Annotated in this window: 13 protein-coding genes; 3 read left to right on the forward strand and 10 right to left on the reverse strand. The window is 73.1% G+C overall.

Annotated elements, in window-relative coordinates; translation table 11 throughout:
- Window positions 1-35 precede the first annotated feature (35 nt).
- Genes purH through KLP28_04690 form a run of 3 tightly spaced genes read right to left on the reverse strand, consistent with a single transcriptional unit; the run spans window position 36 to window position 3,673 of the window.
- Entirely contained in the window at window positions 36-1,646 is a 1,611-nt protein-coding gene (gene purH, locus KLP28_04680; GenBank protein QWC86026.1) for a bifunctional phosphoribosylaminoimidazolecarboxamide formyltransferase/IMP cyclohydrolase, read from the reverse strand.
- Complete coding sequence (locus KLP28_04685; GenBank protein QWC86027.1) at window positions 1,643-2,260, reverse strand: phosphoribosylglycinamide formyltransferase; 618 nt, start codon at window positions 2,258-2,260, stop codon at window positions 1,643-1,645. The genes purH and KLP28_04685 overlap by 4 nt, the downstream gene beginning before the upstream one ends.
- Window positions 2,261-2,269: 9 nt before the next feature.
- Window positions 2,270-3,673 carry a hypothetical protein gene (locus tag KLP28_04690; GenBank protein ID QWC86028.1) on the reverse strand — a complete coding sequence of 468 codons (1,404 nt, stop codon included), beginning with the start codon at window positions 3,671-3,673 and terminating at the stop codon, window positions 2,270-2,272.
- A gap of 137 nt (window positions 3,674-3,810) precedes the next feature.
- On the opposite strand from KLP28_04690, the gene KLP28_04695 reads away from it, so the two are divergent.
- Window positions 3,811-5,784 (forward strand): hypothetical protein, encoded by a 1,974-nt coding sequence (locus tag KLP28_04695; GenBank protein QWC86029.1) that lies wholly within the window; start codon window positions 3,811-3,813, stop codon window positions 5,782-5,784.
- Window positions 5,785-5,854: 70 nt separating this feature from the next.
- Here KLP28_04695 and sucD read toward each other — a convergent pair whose 3' ends face one another.
- Window positions 5,855-6,736 carry a succinate--CoA ligase subunit alpha gene (gene sucD / locus KLP28_04700; GenBank protein ID QWC86030.1) on the reverse strand — a complete coding sequence of 294 codons (882 nt, stop codon included), beginning with the start codon at window positions 6,734-6,736 and terminating at the stop codon, window positions 5,855-5,857.
- 14 nt (window positions 6,737-6,750) lie between these two features.
- Entirely contained in the window at window positions 6,751-7,917 is a 1,167-nt protein-coding gene (gene sucC / locus KLP28_04705; GenBank protein ID QWC86031.1) for an ADP-forming succinate--CoA ligase subunit beta, read from the reverse strand.
- Window positions 7,918-8,067: 150 nt separating this feature from the next.
- On the opposite strand from sucC, the gene KLP28_04710 reads away from it, so the two are divergent.
- Window positions 8,068-8,997 carry an alpha/beta fold hydrolase gene (locus KLP28_04710; GenBank protein QWC86032.1) on the forward strand — a complete coding sequence of 310 codons (930 nt, stop codon included), beginning with the start codon at window positions 8,068-8,070 and terminating at the stop codon, window positions 8,995-8,997.
- Here the strand turns inward: KLP28_04710 and KLP28_04715 are convergent.
- A complete protein-coding gene (locus KLP28_04715; protein QWC86033.1) occupies window positions 8,984-9,397 on the reverse strand; it encodes a cobalamin B12-binding domain-containing protein in 414 nt (137 codons plus the stop codon). The two genes, KLP28_04710 and KLP28_04715, sit on opposite strands and share 14 nt — an antisense overlap.
- Before the next feature lie 180 nt (window positions 9,398-9,577).
- Between KLP28_04715 and KLP28_04720 the strand changes: the two genes are divergently transcribed.
- Window positions 9,578-10,471 (forward strand): M23 family metallopeptidase, encoded by an 894-nt coding sequence (locus KLP28_04720; GenBank protein ID QWC86034.1) that lies wholly within the window; start codon window positions 9,578-9,580, stop codon window positions 10,469-10,471.
- 24 nt (window positions 10,472-10,495) lie between these two features.
- Here the strand turns inward: KLP28_04720 and pcrA are convergent, their stop codons facing one another.
- The 4 genes from pcrA to KLP28_04740 form a co-directional block, all read right to left on the reverse strand.
- Complete coding sequence (gene pcrA / locus KLP28_04725; GenBank protein QWC86035.1) at window positions 10,496-13,048, reverse strand: DNA helicase PcrA; 2,553 nt, start codon at window positions 13,046-13,048, stop codon at window positions 10,496-10,498.
- Window positions 13,049-13,123: 75 nt separating this feature from the next.
- Window positions 13,124-13,468 (reverse strand): hypothetical protein, encoded by a 345-nt coding sequence (locus KLP28_04730; protein ID QWC86036.1) that lies wholly within the window; start codon window positions 13,466-13,468, stop codon window positions 13,124-13,126.
- A gap of 42 nt (window positions 13,469-13,510) precedes the next feature.
- Window positions 13,511-14,119, reverse strand: a complete 609-nt coding sequence (locus KLP28_04735; protein QWC86802.1) for a response regulator transcription factor — start codon at window positions 14,117-14,119, stop codon at window positions 13,511-13,513.
- A 71-nt stretch (window positions 14,120-14,190) separates the two neighbouring features.
- Window positions 14,191-15,429 (reverse strand): PspC domain-containing protein, encoded by a 1,239-nt coding sequence (locus tag KLP28_04740; protein QWC86803.1) that lies wholly within the window; start codon window positions 15,427-15,429, stop codon window positions 14,191-14,193.
- Window positions 15,430-15,546: the final 117 nt, after the last annotated feature.

Consider the following 15,546-nt stretch of genomic DNA (forward strand, 5'->3'; position numbering starts at 1 on the left):
CTGCCGAGAGGACGTGATCTTCTGCCCTCTCGGCGTCAGTGGAAGAAGTGGCGGGTGCCGGTGAAGTACATCGTCACGCCGGCGGCCCTCGCCGCCTCGATCGTGAGCTCGTCCCGCACCGAGCCCCCCGGCTGCACGATCGCGCGGACACCCGCGTCGATGAGGATCTGCGGACCGTCCTCGAACGGGAAGAACGCATCGGAGGCCGCGACGGCACCCTTGGCGCGCTCACCCGCCCGCGACACCGCGAGCCGGCAGGAGTCCACCCGGTTGACCTGCCCCATCCCGACGCCGACCGAGGCGCCGTCGGCGGCGAGGAGGATCGCGTTGGACTTGGCGGCACGGCAGGCCTTCCAGGCGAACGCCAGGTCGGCGAGCGTCGCCTCGTCGGCCGCCTCGCCCGTCGCCAGCGTCCAGGACGCCGGGTCGTCGCCGGCGCCGTCCAGGTCGGCGTCGACGTGGTCGACCTGCTGCACCAGCAGGCCACCGGAGACCGCCCTGAACTCCCGCTGCTGCGGCTGCTCCTCGAGGGGGGCCAGGAGGATGCGGATGTTCTTCTTCCGGGTCAGCACCTCGACGGCGCCCCCCTCGTACGCCGGCGCGACGATGACCTCGGTGAAGACCTCGGCCACCTGCTCGGCCATCGCCACCGTGACCGGACGGTTGACCGCGATCACACCGCCGAAGGCCGAGACCGGGTCGCACTCGTGCGCCTTGCGGTGGGCCTCGGCGATGTCCTCGTGCTCGCCGCACACCGCGATGCCGCACGGGTTGGCGTGCTTGATGATCGCGACCGCGGGCTCGGTGAAGTCGTTCGCCGCCCGCCGGGCGGCGTCGGTGTCGACGTAGTTGTTGTAGGACATCTCCTTGCCGTGCAGCTGCTCGGCGCCGGCGAGCCCGCCCGACCCGTCGACGTAGAGCGCGGCGGCCTGGTGCGGGTTCTCGCCGTAGCGCAGGTCGGCGGCCTTGGTGTACGCCGCGCCGGTGAACCCTCCGAAGGCCGAGTCGCCGTCGGGGGCGAGCGTCGAGGCCATCCAGGAGGCGACCTGCACGTCGTACGCCGCCGTGTGCGCGAACGCCGCCGCGGCCAACGTCTTGCGCTGGTCGTAGGTGAAACCCCCGTCGGCCAGGGCCCCGTGCACCGCGGCGTACTGCTCGGGGTTCGTCACGATCGCGACCGAGGGGTGGTTCTTCGCGGCCGCGCGCACCATCGAGGGGCCGCCGATGTCGATCTGCTCGACGCAGGCGTCGGCGTCGGCGCCCGAGGCCACGGTCTCGGCGAAGGGGTAGAGGTTGGACACCACGAGGTCGAACGGCGCGACCTGCAGCTCCGAGAGCTGGGCCCGGTGGGCCTCGAGCCGCCGGTCGGCGAGCAACCCCGCGTGCACCCGAGGGTGCAGCGTCTTCACCCGGCCGTCCAGGCACTCCGGGAAGCCGGTGAGCTCCTCCACCCTCGTCACCGGGAGCCCGGCGTCCTCGATCAGTCGTGCGGAGCCACCGGTGGAGACCAGCTCGACGCCCGCCTCGTGCAACGCGGTCACCAGCTGCTCGAGGCCGGTCTTGTCGTACACCGAGACCAGCGCGCGGCGCAGGGGCACGCGGACGTCCCCGGTGGGATCGATCGGGTGGGAAAGGCTGCTGCTCACTGTCCGAACCGGACCTTCCTGTCGGTGATGGTGAATCCCTCGCGGGCGAGTCGGCCGACCTGCTCGACCAGCATGGCCCGCTCGGCGACCTTGATGCGCTCGTGCAGGGCGTCGACGTCGTCGTCGTCCTCGACGCGTACGGCCACCTGCTCGACGATGGGGCCGGTGTCGACGCCGGCGTCGACCACGAAGAGCGTGGCGCCGGTGACCCTCACGCCGTACGCCAGCGCGTCGCGCGGACCCTGCATGCCGGGGAAGGAGGGCGAGAGCGCCGGGTGGGTGTTCACGGTGCGTCCGCCGAAGCGGGCCAGGAACGCAGGCCCGGTGAGCTTCATGAAGCCCGCCAGCACGACCAGGTCGGGCTCGTGCGCGAGCACCTCGCGCGCCAGCGCCTCGTCCCACTCGTCGCGGTGCGCGAAGTCGCCCAGCCGTACGGTGAAGGTCGCGACACCGGCCGCTTCGGCACGGGCCAGGCCCTGCACCCCTTCACGGTCCGAGCCGACCGCGACGACCTCGGCGCCGTACGCCGGGTCGGCGCTCGCATCGAGCAGCGCCTGGAGGTTGGTGCCGGCGCCCGAGACCAGGACGACGAGGCGAGCGGGGGCGTCAGGCACCCCCCGAGGCTACCGACCGTCGCGGCCGGCGTCCCCAGCGGTCGGAGCCACGACCCGGCGCCACCCCGACGGGGTGAAGGCGCGTGCGCCGTGCCTCTCGACGACGATCTCGACGGTCTCCTCCTCATCGGTGGAGCCACCGGCGGGAGAGGCTCCGCCGCGACGGTCGCGCAGGATGAGGAGGCCGGCGCCCGACACGGCCCCGACCCCCAGCGCCGAGACGGACACGAGGAACAGCTCGAGCACCGGTACGCCGACCTCGCCGAGCCGCCCCGGGCCGACCGACCCCGAGGCCGTCAGGCCGAGCACCGCCAGCACCACGCCGGCGACGACCGCCGCCGCCGCGGCCTGGGCGATCGCCGCGGCCGTGCCGTGGGGACGCTCCCTACGGGCCAGCAGCACGACTCCCAGCCCGACCAGCACCGGGGTCACCTGCACGGCGACGAGCCACGACGGGGGTCCGGTGGTGGGCAGGGCGGCGGTGAAGGGCACCGCGGGCAGCGGACCGAGCGTGACGACCGTCGGGGAGACGAGCGTGCCGGATCCGACCACGACGCCCGGACCGACGAGCCAGGCCGCCGCCCACACCACCAGGACCGGCAGGACGAGCAGGGAGGCGATGCCGAGCACGACGGTGTCGAGCGGACTCGGCTGCAGTGCCGAGACGGCCTCCGCACCGGCACCGGCGTGGCGCAGGAGCAGCGCACCGAGGAGCAGGGCTGCGAGCGCAAGCAGGAGGCCTGCCATCGCGACGCCACGCCGCAGGGCCCCGGGCACCCAGGCCGGCAGGAGCGTACGGGCCCGCGCGAGCAGGGCGTCCTGGCGTCCGGTGCCGGCCGCGAGGGCCGGGAAGGCGCCGAGCACGACGACAGCGCCGGCCCCGAGCAGGGCGCGCAGCAGCGAGGGGCCGGTCTCCTCGGCGCCGGCGAGGACGACGACCACCAGCGTCGCGACGAGGTAGCCGCCGAGCACCAGTGCCCCGGCGATGGCGACGTCGAGGTCACCGACCTCGTCCTGGGCCCGCGCCGCCACCCGGCGCCCCGCCCGGCGGGTGGCCAGCACGCTGAGCAGCGTCACGCCGAGCGGGACGACGCTCACGGCCCCCCAGGGCTGCACCAGGCTCGCCCCCTGGCCGAGCGCCCACGCGTCGGCGGCGACACGCAGGGCGGCGCGAGGCTCCCACCGCAGCCCGGCGTCAGCGCTGAACCAGCCCATCAGACAGACCACCGCCAGCGCCGCGAGCACCCACAGGGCCGCCAGCACGCCGTCGGCCACCGCTGCGACCGAGGCGCGGGCGGTGTGCCAGGCGCCGGTCTCCTCCCCCGGCACTGCGCCGGACCCGTCTCCGGGTCCGGTGCCGGTCGAGGCGCCGGCGTCGGCGTCGGATCGTTCGTCCAGGGCCGTGTCGCTCATCCGTCCATGGTCGGCGCTGCAGGCGCTGCCGGCGGGGCGCCACGCCCGCACGGGAGTCCGAACCGTGCCCCTCGTCACGGCCCGTCGCGCCCAAGCCACCCCCCGGGTGTGCCTCGGTGCCCTACCGTCGACCTGACATGTCTGAGATCTCGGAGTTCGATGCCTTCTACGGCCGTACGCGCCGTCGTGTGCTCCTGCAGTGCCTGGTGCTGACCGCGACGGTTCCCGAGGCCACGGCGGTGACCATCGGGGCGTACGAGCAGGCGTGGCGCCGCTGGCGCAAGCTCGGCCGTGACGGGGCGGACGGGCGTGACGGGGCGCCGGAGCGCTGGGTGCGCTCGCAGGTGTACGCCGCGCCGCGTCGTACGGGCGGCACGACCGTGCCCCCGACCTCGGCGGACTCGCCCTCGAGCCCGACCCCGGACCACGAGCAGGCGGCCCTGCTCGCCACCCTCGCGACGCTGTCGGTCGACCAGCGCGCCGTGTGGGCCCTCGTGGAGGTGGCCGGGCTCGGCCCGGACGAGGCAGCGGCCGAGCTCGACCTGCCCTCGGCGACCGTCCGCCGCGAGCTGGCGGCGGCGCGCTCGACACTGGCCGACCCTCTCGGTTCCGCCACCGGCGACTCCTCGGCGACGTCCGCGCCCGCGCACCAGCCGTGGACCAGCCAGGACGTGGTCGTGGTGCTCGAGGACCTGGCTCACGTGGTGTCGCTGCCGACGCCGCCCCGCCTGCGCGCGAGCGGCCCGGACCCGGCGCGCCGCCGTCGCCGCGCGCTCCTTCCCGTCGCAGCGGCGGCGGGAGCAGTCGCCGTCGCTGCCACGGGGTGGGCGGTCGTCTCGGCGACGGACGCCGAGGGCCCGGCGACTCCTGACGGGCCCGCCGCGGCCGAGGACACGGTCACCCCCCGCGTCCTGCTGGGCCCGTCCGCCCTCGAGGACCTCGGTCCGGGCGGCTGGGTCGAGTCGGCGACGACCTCCGCGCCGGTCGACGCCGGACCCGGCTCGCTGTGCCAGCTCGCCGCGAGCGCGGATCCCGCCTCGCTCGGCGTCCAGTCGCGTCGCTTCACCTCCGGGTCGGCCGCCGCGGAGGAGACGGTGGTGGTGTCCCGCTCGGTCGAGCTCGCCGCGTCGACGTACGAGCGCGCGGTCGGCTGGTGGACCGGGTGCACCAACGTGACCGCGCTGCTCCAGGGCGCCTACGCGGTGCCGGAGCTCGGCGAGGAGGCGATCGTGCTGACCCTGCGCGACTGGGCCGACCCCACCGCCTCCTACGTCGTCGGCCTCGCCCGGGCCGGCGCCGCGACGGTCTCGCTGGTCTCCCTCGATCCCGTCGCGAGCGCTGTCGAGGCGGTCGCCGTGGACGAGCAGCAGCCGGGCACCCCGCAGGAGGCCGCCTCGGTGCTCGCCGACGCGGTCGCGACGGCCTGCGCCGCGGAGGCCGCGGACTGCGAGACGACCGACGCCCCGACCTCCGTGTCCGTCGAGCGCATCTCCCCGCCCGACCCGCCCGGCAGCCGAGGCCTGCTCGCCACCGTCGACCTGCCGCCCGCCGGCGACCTCGCGGAACCCTGGTCGACCAGTCCGCCCGTCTCGGCCGACGGTGAGCTGCGACCCAGCGACGACACCGACGCCACGACGCCGTGCGACACCGCCGACCTCGCCACCGCGGGCGCGGGCGACATCTACTCCCGCACCTTCACGGTGCCCGGGGACCCCGACCTGCCGAGCTACTTCGGGCTCGCCGAGACCGTCGCGACCTTCGCCACCCCCGACCTGGCCGACCAGTACGTCGCGGACACCGTCGAGGGCTTCGGCACCTGCTCGCAGCGCGTGGGGTCCGCCGTCGTCGCGAATCTCGGCGAGGACCTCACGACGGGACCGGCCGGCCGGGCCCCCGGTGTCATGGAGTCGGCGGTGTACGCCCTCGCCTACGACAACGAGCAGGACGAGCGGATCTTCCTCCGCACCGCGGTCGTGCGCAACGACACCGGCGTCGCGCGGGTGACCCTGGTGCCCGGTCCCGACAACGACATGACCCGGGAGCAGTTCGACATCGTGGTGGTGCGGGCGCAGGCACGCCTCGCCGCCGCCGGCGACCAGCCGTCCTCCTGAAGCGCCCCGCTGACGAGACAGAGCCCCCGACGGCGTCCGTCGGGGGCTCTGTCGGGTAGAGCAACCGTGGTCAGCCGCCCAGGATCTCCTTGAGCTTCTCGGCGGTCTCGGTCGGCGTCTGACCGACCTTCACCCCTGCGGCCTCGAGGGCCTCGGCCTTCGCCGCCGCGGTGCCCGAGGAGCCGGAGACGATGGCGCCCGCGTGGCCCATCGTCTTGCCCTCGGGTGCGGTGAAGCCGGCGATGTAGCCGACCACCGGCTTGGTGACGTGAGCCTTGATGTACTCCGCCGCCTTCTCCTCGGCGTCGCCGCCGATCTCGCCGATCATCACGATCGCCTCGGTCTCGGGGTCGTTCTCGAACGCCTCGAGGCAGTCGATGTGCGTGGTGCCGATGATCGGGTCACCGCCGATGCCGACGGCGGTGGTGAAGCCGAACTCGCGCAGCTCGTACATCAGCTGGTAGGTCAGCGTGCCGGACTTGGAGACCAGGCCCACCTTGCCGCCGGAGGCGATGTCGGCGGGGATGATGCCGGCGTTCGAGGCGCCGGGGCTGATCAGGCCGGGGCAGTTCGGGCCGATGATGCGCGTGGTGCCCTTGGACTGGGCGTACGCGAAGAACTCGGCCGTGTCGTGCACGGGCACGCCCTCGGTGATGACCACCGCGAGCGGCATGCCGGCGTCGACGGCCTCCTTCACGGCGGACTTGGTGAACGCCGGCGGCACGAAGAGGACCGACACGTCGGCGCCGGTCTCCTTCATCGCCTTCTCGACCGAGCCGAAGACGGGCACCTCGGTGCCGTCGATGTCGACGGTCTCGCCGTCCTTCTTCGGGTTCACGCCACCGACGACGTTCGTGCCCGAGGCCAGCATGCGGCGGGTGTGCTTCATGCCCTCGGAGCCGGTCATGCCCTGGACGATGACCTTGCTGTCTGCAGTCAGGAAGATAGCCATGGTGTCGTCTCCTCTCAGGCCTGTGCGGCCAGCTCGGCGGCCTTGTCGGCCGCACCGTCCATGGTCTCGGCCATCGTGACGAGCGGGTGGTTCGCCTCGCTCAGGATGCGACGACCCTCCTCCACGTTGTTGCCGTCGAGCCGCACGACCAGCGGCTTGTTCGCGTCGTCGCCGAGGATCTCCAGGGCCTGCACGATGCCGTCGGCGACCGCGTCGCAGGCGGTGATGCCGCCGAAGACGTTGACGAAGACGCTCTTGACCTGGGGGTCGTTGACGATCACGTCGAGGCCGTCGGCCATGACCTGCGCCGAGGCACCGCCACCGATGTCGAGGAAGTTGGCGGGCTTCATGCCGCCGTGCTTCTCGCCCGCGTACGCCACCACGTCGAGGGTGCTCATCACGAGGCCCGCGCCGTTGCCGATGATGCCGACCTGGCCGTCGAGCTTGACGTAGTTCAGGCCCTTGTCCTTGGCCTTCTGCTCGAGCGGGTCGGCGTCCTCCTTGATGACGAAGTCCGCGTGCTCGGCGTGCCGGAAGTCGGCGTTCTCGTCGAGGGTGACCTTGCCGTCGAGCGCGTCGACCTTGTCTCCGTCGACGCGACCGAGCGGGTTCACCTCGACCAGCGAGGCGTCCTCGGCGATGAAGCACTCCCACAGCGCCTTGAACGCCTCACGCAGCCCGTCGGCGATGTCGGTGGGGAACTTGCCCTCGGCGATGATGCGGTCGGCGACCTCGTCGGTGACACCCTCGAGCGGGTCGATCTGCACGCGGGCGATCTTGTCGGGGTCGGTCTTGGCGACCTCCTCGATCTCCACACCGCCCTCGACCGACGCGATGCACAGGTAGGACCGGTTGGTGCGGTCGACCAGGTAGGAGAAGTAGTACTCCTCGTCGATCTGGGCGATCGGCACCAGCAGCACGCGGTGCACCGTGTGGCCCTTGATGTCCATCCCGAGGATCTCGCCGGCCTTCTCGACCGCCTCGTCCGGGGTCTTGGCGAGCTTGACGCCGCCGGCCTTGCCTCGTCCACCGACCTTCACCTGCGCCTTGACCACGACCTTGCCGCCGAGCTCCTCGGCCGCCGCGCGGGCGTCCTCGGCGTTCTCGACGACCCTGCCCATGGTGACCGGCACGTCGTGCTTGGCGAAGAGCTCCTTCGCTTGGTACTCCATCAGGTCCACTGGTTCACAGCCTGTCTTCTCTCGGGTCCGGCCTCGGGCCGGAGGACAACATCGCGACCCTAGTCCTCGTGCGCCTCGCCGTGCAGCCTGGTCGCAGCCAGGGGCACGTGAGATGGGTGACGGCGACGGGGGCCGCCTAGAGTCCTGCCCATGACGAGCGGACCTGCACCAGGACGCCGCGGCGGGCCCACCGGTTCGCGGCGACGCGACGTGGCGGGGGCGGGGGGCGTACGCCTTCGGGTCACCGAGTCCGGCCCGGCCGACGGCGGCCCCGACGGCGTCCACCTGCTCCTGGTGCACGGCTATCCCGACGACGCCTCGATGTGGGACGACGTCGTCGACCACCTGCCGCCCGACTGGCACGTCGTCCGGCACGACGTGCGCGGTGCCGGTGGGTCCGAGGCCCCGGCCCGGCGGGAGGCGTACGCGATCTCATGCCTGGTCGGCGACATCGCCGCCGTCGTCGAGAGCTGCGTCCCCGACGGCGCTCGGGTGCACCTGGCCGCCCACGACTGGGGAGCCATCCAGTCCTGGGCCGCGATCGACCAGCACGCGCCGAGCTCCCTGCAGGGCCGCGTGGCCTCCTACACCGCCATGAGTGGACCCAGCCTCGACGAGCTCGGACTCTCCCTGCGGCGCCGCGGCGGACTGCGGCGCCTGCTCAAGCAGCTCGTGCTGCACAGCTGGTACGTCTGGCTCTTCCACCTCCCGCGACTGCCCGAGTGGCTGTGGACCCGGCAGCCGTGGTGGTTGCGCCGCGTCATCCGGCTGCTCGACGACACCACGAGACTGCTCGACTGGGGCCCCCAGGTCGCCGCGAACGCACGCCCGGGCCTCGAGCTCTACCGCGCGAACGTCACCCAGCGCATCCGCGACCCGCGGGACTGGCGCAGCGACGTGCCCACGCAGCTGCTCATCGCCACCGACGACCCGTGGATCAGCACCGCGTCCCTGCACGGGCTCGACCGGCACCTCACCGACCTGCGCCGCGTCGAGGTCGACGAGGGCCACTGGCTGCCCCGCGTACGCCCCGGCTGGGTGGCGGACCAGGTGGCCGAGCAGGTGCTCAGGCAGGCGTGACGGAGCCGGCGACCCAGTCGGTGATCTCGGTGGTCGGCGTGCCCGGGGTGAAGATGCGCGCCACGCCGAGACGCTCGAGCTCGGGCAGGTCCTCCTCGGGCACGATGCCGCCGCCGAAGACCACGATGTCGCGGGCGTCGTTCTCCTCGAGCAGCGCCATCACCTTGCGGAAGTGGGTCAGGTGGGCACCGGAGAGCACCGAGAGGCCGATCATGTCGGCGTCCTCGGCGATCGCCGCCGCGACGATCTGCTCGGGCGTCTGCTGCAGCCCCGTGTAGATGACCTCGTGGCCGGCGTCGCGGAGCGCACGCGCGACGACCTTGATGCCGCGGTCGTGACCGTCGAGCCCGGGCTTCGCGACGACGATGCGTACAGCCGTGGACGTTTTCACACTGCTCATGGGTGTGACACTAACCACCGGAGGGCCCGTACGCCCGCTGCGGTTCTCCACAGAGGCGACCGTCACATGGTTGGACCCGTGACAAAGCCGTTACCGTGGTCGTTGTTTCCCCCTGACGCCCCGGTCGACCCGGGGGGCACCCGATCCGACGGTGTGACCTCGGAGACAGACAGGACGTACATGGGACACGAGCGACCGACCTCGCACCGCGCACCCGGGCGCGCGCGACGCAGGGCCGCCGGCGGCACGGGCCGTCGACAGGTCATGCGGACGCGTACGCGCGCAGCCGTCACCGTCCCCCTGCTGACCGGTCTCGCGGTGTTCTCGGTCATCGGTGGCGGCACCGCCGCCGACAGCGCGGCGATCTCGCCCACCTCGGGCCCGGCCCCGATGACGACACCCCCCATGGCCCTGACGGCTGCGTCGCCCGTGTCAGCGTTCGGCTCGTACGCCTCCCTGTCGCCGCGGGCCGTGACCGGCTCGAGCACCCCGATCCGCGAGGCCGTGCTGCTGGACCGCGGCCTTCCGGTCAGCCGGGACTCCGAGCGTCAGGCGCTCGGCCAGTCCTCGAGGACCGAGCTGCGTCCCGCGTCCGGTGCCGTCGCCAAGCAGTCGAACGCGGCGCTCGCCGAGCTGGCCCAGGCGGCCCAGGAGACGGCGAACCGCACGCCGCAGAACTCCTGGAAGCTGCCGCTGCAGAGCTACCGCCTCACGGCGTTCTTCGGTCAGGGCGGCGCGCTGTGGTCGAGCCGCCACACGGGGCTGGACTTCGCGGCGCCCGAGGGCACGATCCTCAGCTCGATCACCCCCGGCCGCGTGATCTCCGCGTCCTACGCCGGCGCGTACGGGGAGCGCATCATCATCCGTACGCCCGACGGCATCGAGCTCTCCTACTGCCACCTCTCCGCCTACGGCGTCCAGGTCGGCGACCAGGTCGTCGCAGGTCAGACCATCGGCAAGGTCGGCACGACCGGCAACAGCACCGGACCGCACCTGCACCTGGAGGTGCGACCCGGCGGCGGGGACCCCGTGGACCCGTTCGCCGCGCTGGTCTCGCGCGGCGTCAACCCCTGAGCCGCGTCTCGGGCCGCGGGGGCCTCAGAGCTTCTCGACCGGGGCGTAGCGCAGCAGCAGCCGCTTGACCCCGGCGGAGCCGAAGTCGATCGAGGCGGTCGACTGCTGGCCGGAGCCGTCGACGGCGACGACGGTGCCGAGCCCGAAGGAGTCGTGGGAGACCTTGTCGCCGGGCTCCAGCACGGGCACGTCGCGGCCCTTGCTCGCCTTGGCCGCGGCGTCGGCACGCAGCGAGGCCGAGTCGAAGGACCGGTTGACCCGCCGGGTGAGGGGTCGGATCGGCGTACGCCCGTCGCCACCCCCGATCGCGGAGCCGCCGGGGGCGACCTGCCGGCCCCACGAGGTCTGCTCGGCCTCGGTGCGCAGCCAGTCGACCAGGTCGACGGGCAGCTCGGCGAGGAACCTGCTCGCCGGGTTGTGCGCCGGCGCCCCCCAGGCCGACCTCATCAGGGCCCGGGAGACGTGGAGCCTGCGCTCGGCGCGGGTGAGGCCGACGTACGCCAGGCGTCGTTCCTCCTCGAGCTCGGCGGGGTCGCCGAGGGCTCGCTGGTGGGGGAAGATGCCGTCCTCGAGACCGGTCAGGAAGACGACCGGGAACTCCAGTCCCTTCGCGGTGTGGAGGGTCATCAGCGTCACGACCCCCGGCTCGGGGCCGTCGCCCTCGGCGGGGGTGTCGGGGATCTGGTCGGCGTCGGCGACCAGGGCGACGCGTTCGAGGAACGCGGACAGACCGGGCAGCTCGGGCTCGTCGTCGTCCGTCGCGTCGGCGTCGGCGTCCGCGTCGTCACCGTCGTCACCGTCGTCGGTCCCGGCCGCGGCGCGTGCCGCCTCCGCGGCGGCCTCGTCGGCGAACTCCCGCGCGACCGCGACGAGCTCGGCGAGGTTCTCCACGCGGGTCTCGTCCTGCGGGTCGTGGGTCTCCGCGATGCGGTCCTCGAGCTCGGGGAGGTAGCCGGTGCGGGTGAGCATCGCCTCGAGCACGACGTCGGCGCGCTCGCCCGCGTCGACCATCTGGGTGAGCTCCTCCACCACCGCGACGAAGGACCGGATGGACGACAGGGACCGCGAGGCGATGCCCGGCGCCTTCTCGGCGCGGGTCAGGGCGCCCCAGAAGCTGGTGCCCTCGCGCTCGGCGTACGCCGCCACCATCGCCTCGGCCCGGTCGCCGATGCCGCGACGTGGCGTGTTCAGGATGCGACGCAGGGAGACCTCGTCGTCGGGGTTGACCAGGATGCGCAGGTAGGCGAGAGCGTCCTTGACCTCGGCGCGCTCGTAGAAGCGCACCCCGCCGACGACCTTGTAGGGCGTGCCCATCCGGATGAAGACCTCTTCGAACACCCGGGACTGCGCGTTGGTGCGGTAGAACACCGCGACGTCGGCGGGCCGCACGTCCTCGTCCTTGGTCAGCGTGCCGATGCGGTCGGCGACGAAGCGGGCCTCGTCGCGCTCGTCGTCGGCGACGTAGCCGATGATCTTCTCGCCGTCGCCGGCCTCGGACCACAGGCGCTTGTCCTTGCGACCGCGGTTGCGGGAGATCACCGAGTTCGCCGCGGTCAGGATCGTCTGGGTGGAGCGGTAGTTCTGCTCGAGCATCACCGTGCGGGCGTCGGGGAAGTCGGACTCGAAGTCCATGATGTTGCGGATGTTGGCACCGCGGAAGGCGTAGATCGACTGGTCGGCGTCGCCGACGACCATCAGTTCCGACGGCTCCACCCGCGGCTCGGCGGGCTGGTCGGCCTCACCGCCGCTCGCGGTCAGCGGGTCGCCGGCGGGGTTCTCGGGGTCGTAGCCGCACAGCTGGTGCACCAGCGCGTACTGCGCGTGGTTGGTGTCCTGGTACTCGTCGACCAGCACGTGACGGAACCGCCGCCGGTAGGCCTCGCGCACCTCGGGGAAGGTCTGGAACAGGCGCACCGTCGTCATGATCAGGTCGTCGAAGTCCAGCGCGTGGGCGTCGACGAGGCGTCGCTGGTAGAGCGCGTACGCCTTCGCGTGCGCCCGCTCGACGTCGCTCGTGGCCTCCTCGGCGCAGTCCTCTGCGTCCTTCAGCTCGTTCTTCGCGTTGGAGACCCAGGCCAGGACCGAGCGGGGCGGGAACTTCTTGGCGTCGAGCTCGAGCTCCTTGCACACCAGCGTCATGAGCCGTCGCGAGTCGGCCGCGTCGTAGATCGTGAAGGTCGGCTTGATCTCGAGCCGCCCGATCTCGCGGCGCAGGATGCGTACGCAGGCGGAGTGGAACGTGGAGACCCACATGATGCGGGCGCGGCGGCCGACCAGGTCCTCGACGCGTTCGCGCATCTCGGCGGCGGCCTTGTTGGTGAAGGTGATCGCGAGGATCGAGCCCGGGTGGGCGCCGCGCTGGGAGATCAGCCATGCGATGCGCCGGGTGAGCACCCGCGTCTTGCCCGAGCCCGCGCCCGCGACGACGAGGAGCGGCGGACCGGCGTGCTGCACCGCTTCGCGCTGCGGCTCGTTGAGGCCCGCGAGCAGCTGGTCGGGGGTCGGACCCGAGGCCCGCGCGGCCCTGCCGGTCTCGGTGCTCCCGGTGGCTGAGGTCGTCTCGCTGGTGGCAGTCATCGCGTACGCCAGCCTACGGTCGCGCGCCGACGCTCCCGGCCGGGGCGGGAAGCCGCCTGTGGATCACCGGGTCGGTCACCAGAAGAGGGCGACGAAGGTGTTCAGCACCTCGAGCACGAGGAAGCCGTAGAAGAGCCCCTCGGGGATCGAGGGCTTCTTGCGGTTCGCCCAGGCGAGCACGGCCAGCACCAGGGCGATCGCCAGCTTCACACCGATCTTGGTGTGGTTCACGTCCTCGCCGTCCATGCCCTCGAGCACGCCGACGAGCAGCAGACCGGCCACCAGCTGGGTGTTGATCGAGTGCAGGATGATCGCGTCGATCACCTTCGCCTCGGACTTCAGCTGTCGCAGCAGTCCGAACAGCACCCCGGCCAGACCCACGAGGTGCACCACGAGCAGCAGCCAGTAGACGACGGTCATGGGCTCAGCCTAGGTGTGTCCCGACCGGGGCCCGCGACCGTGTCACAGCAGACGGCGCTCGCTGGCCCAGCGCGTCAGCTCGTGGCGGCTCGAGAGCTGGAGCTTGCGGAGCACCGCGCCCATGTGGCTCTCCACGGTCTTGACCGAGATGAACAGCTCGGCGGCGGTCTCGCGGTAGGAGTAGCCGCGGGCGATCAGACGCATCACCTCGCGCTCACGCTCGGTCAGCCGGTCCAATGCGGGGTCGAGGGAGGTCGGGGGCGCCGCGCCGGCGCCTGCGAAGGCGTCCAGCACGAATCCGGCGAGCCGGGGCGAGAACACCGCGTCACCGTCGGCCACCCGGCGTACGGCGTCCAGCAGCTCGTCGCGGGAGATCGTCTTGGTGACGTAGCCGCGCGCTCCGGCACGGATGGCACCGATGACGTCCTCGGCGGCGTCGGAGACGCTCAGCGCCAGGAACCGGGTGCCGGGCGCGCGGGCCCCCACCTGCTGCAGGACGCTCGCCCCGCCCCCGCCGGGCAGGTGGATGTCGAGCAGGACCACCTCCGGACGGTGCGTGAGCACGGCGGCCACGGCGCCCTCGACGTCCTCGGCCTCCGCGACGACCTCGACCGCCCCGGCGAGCTCCCCGCGCACCCCGGCGCGGAACATCGCGTGGTCGTCGACCACCACGACCCTCGTGGGTGTGGTCGGCGAGGGCCGCTCGGCCGCCCCGGGGCCGGTCACCGGGCCGCCTCCGCGGGTCGCGGGACCCGGAGGGTCACCTCGGTGCCCCAGCCGGGGTGGGTGCGGACGTGCGAGGTGCCCCCGGCGCGCTCGAGCCGTCCGGCGATGCTGTGCCGCAGACCGCGGCGGTCCTCGGCGACCTCGGTGACCTCGAAACCGCGACCACGGTCCCTGACGAACACCTCGACGAGATCGGGCGCCACCTCGGCGTACACGTCGACGCTGGGCGCACCGGAGTGACGTGCCGCGTTGGTCACGGCCTCGCGGGCGGCGGCGACCAGCGGCTCCACGAGCGGGTCGTCGGCCGCCAGGTCCCCGACCACCACGACGTCGACGGTCACCCCCGTGCCGTCCTCGACGGACGCGGCGGCCGTACGCAGCCCCTCGGCCAGGTCGAGCGCACCACCGGTCGGCCGGTCCGCGAACAGCCACGTCCGCAGCTCGCGCTCCTGGCCGCGCGCCAGCCTCGAGACCGTCGCCGGGTCGTGGGCGCTGCGCTGGATCAGCGCGAGCGTCTGCAGCACCGAGTCGTGCAGGTGGGTCGCGACGTCGGCCCTCTCCTCCGAGCGCACCCGCTCGGCGCGCTCCTCGAGGTATCCCCGGGCCAGCCGGGCCACCCAGGGGCCTGTGACGACCCCGACGACCACCACGACGAGCAGCCCGCCGCCCAGGGAGCTGCGGCCGACCAGCAGCACCGCGAGCGCCGCCACCAACAACGTGACGCCGCCGACGAGACGCGCGTACGCAGGGAGCCCACCGCGGCCGAGCAGCAGCCCGAGGATGCCCAGACGTCCACCGGCGAGCCGCTCCTCCTCCGCCACGTCGGCCTGCCGCCAGAGCGCCGCGAGCCCGGCGCCGGCCAGCAAAAGGGGCCACACGAACCCGGTCGTGCCCGTCAGCGCTCCGAACAGCCCGACCCCGCCGAGCACGAGCGCGCCCACGACCGCCCACGCCCCCGCGACCGCGAGGGGAGTGCGTCGCCCGGTGCGCAGGCCTGCACGCTCGGCGGCCACCAGACCGGGGGCCTCGGCGGCGGCACGGTCGCGGCGGACCGCCCGGTCGCTGGGCAGCACCAGCCACAGCGCGGCGTACAGCACGAGCCCGAAGCCGCTCGCGAGCACCAGGAGCGCGAACGTCCACCGCACGTGCTCGGACCGGACGCCGAGGTGCTCCGCCACGCCTCCGGCGACACCCCCGACCCACCGGTCGGAGGTGCTGCGGAACGCACGGGGCACCTCCCCGTGAGGGGGCGCCGAGGCGGGGGCCGTCGTGGTCACACCCCCATGGTCGCGCAGCGGACCCGGGGTGGGAATCAGGGAAGTCCCTGATGTGGCCGGCCGGTCCGCGAGCCG

Source organism: Nocardioidaceae bacterium (genome assembly GCA_018672315.1).
Lineage (GTDB): Bacteria > Actinomycetota > Actinomycetes > Propionibacteriales > Nocardioidaceae > TYQ2.

What these genes read in the sequence shown, in the direction of transcription:
- KLP28_04690 (QWC86028.1), bottom strand. Translation starts at nt 3,673, where the DNA reads ATGAGCGACACGGCCCTGGACGAACGATCCGACGCCGACGCCGGCGCC.
- KLP28_04695 (QWC86029.1), top strand. Translation starts at nt 3,811, where the DNA reads ATGTCTGAGATCTCGGAGTTCGATGCCTTCTACGGCCGTACGCGCCGT.
- sucD (QWC86030.1), bottom strand. Translation starts at nt 6,736, where the DNA reads ATGGCTATCTTCCTGACTGCAGACAGCAAGGTCATCGTCCAGGGCATG.
- KLP28_04710 (QWC86032.1), top strand. Translation starts at nt 8,068, where the DNA reads ATGACGAGCGGACCTGCACCAGGACGCCGCGGCGGGCCCACCGGTTCG.
- KLP28_04715 (QWC86033.1), bottom strand. Translation starts at nt 9,397, where the DNA reads ATGAGCAGTGTGAAAACGTCCACGGCTGTACGCATCGTCGTCGCGAAG.
- KLP28_04720 (QWC86034.1), top strand. Translation starts at nt 9,578, where the DNA reads ATGGGACACGAGCGACCGACCTCGCACCGCGCACCCGGGCGCGCGCGA.
- pcrA (QWC86035.1), bottom strand. Translation starts at nt 13,048, where the DNA reads ATGACTGCCACCAGCGAGACGACCTCAGCCACCGGGAGCACCGAGACC.
- KLP28_04730 (QWC86036.1), bottom strand. Translation starts at nt 13,468, where the DNA reads ATGACCGTCGTCTACTGGCTGCTGCTCGTGGTGCACCTCGTGGGTCTG.
- KLP28_04735 (QWC86802.1), bottom strand. Translation starts at nt 14,119, where the DNA reads ATGTTCCGCGCCGGGGTGCGCGGGGAGCTCGCCGGGGCGGTCGAGGTC.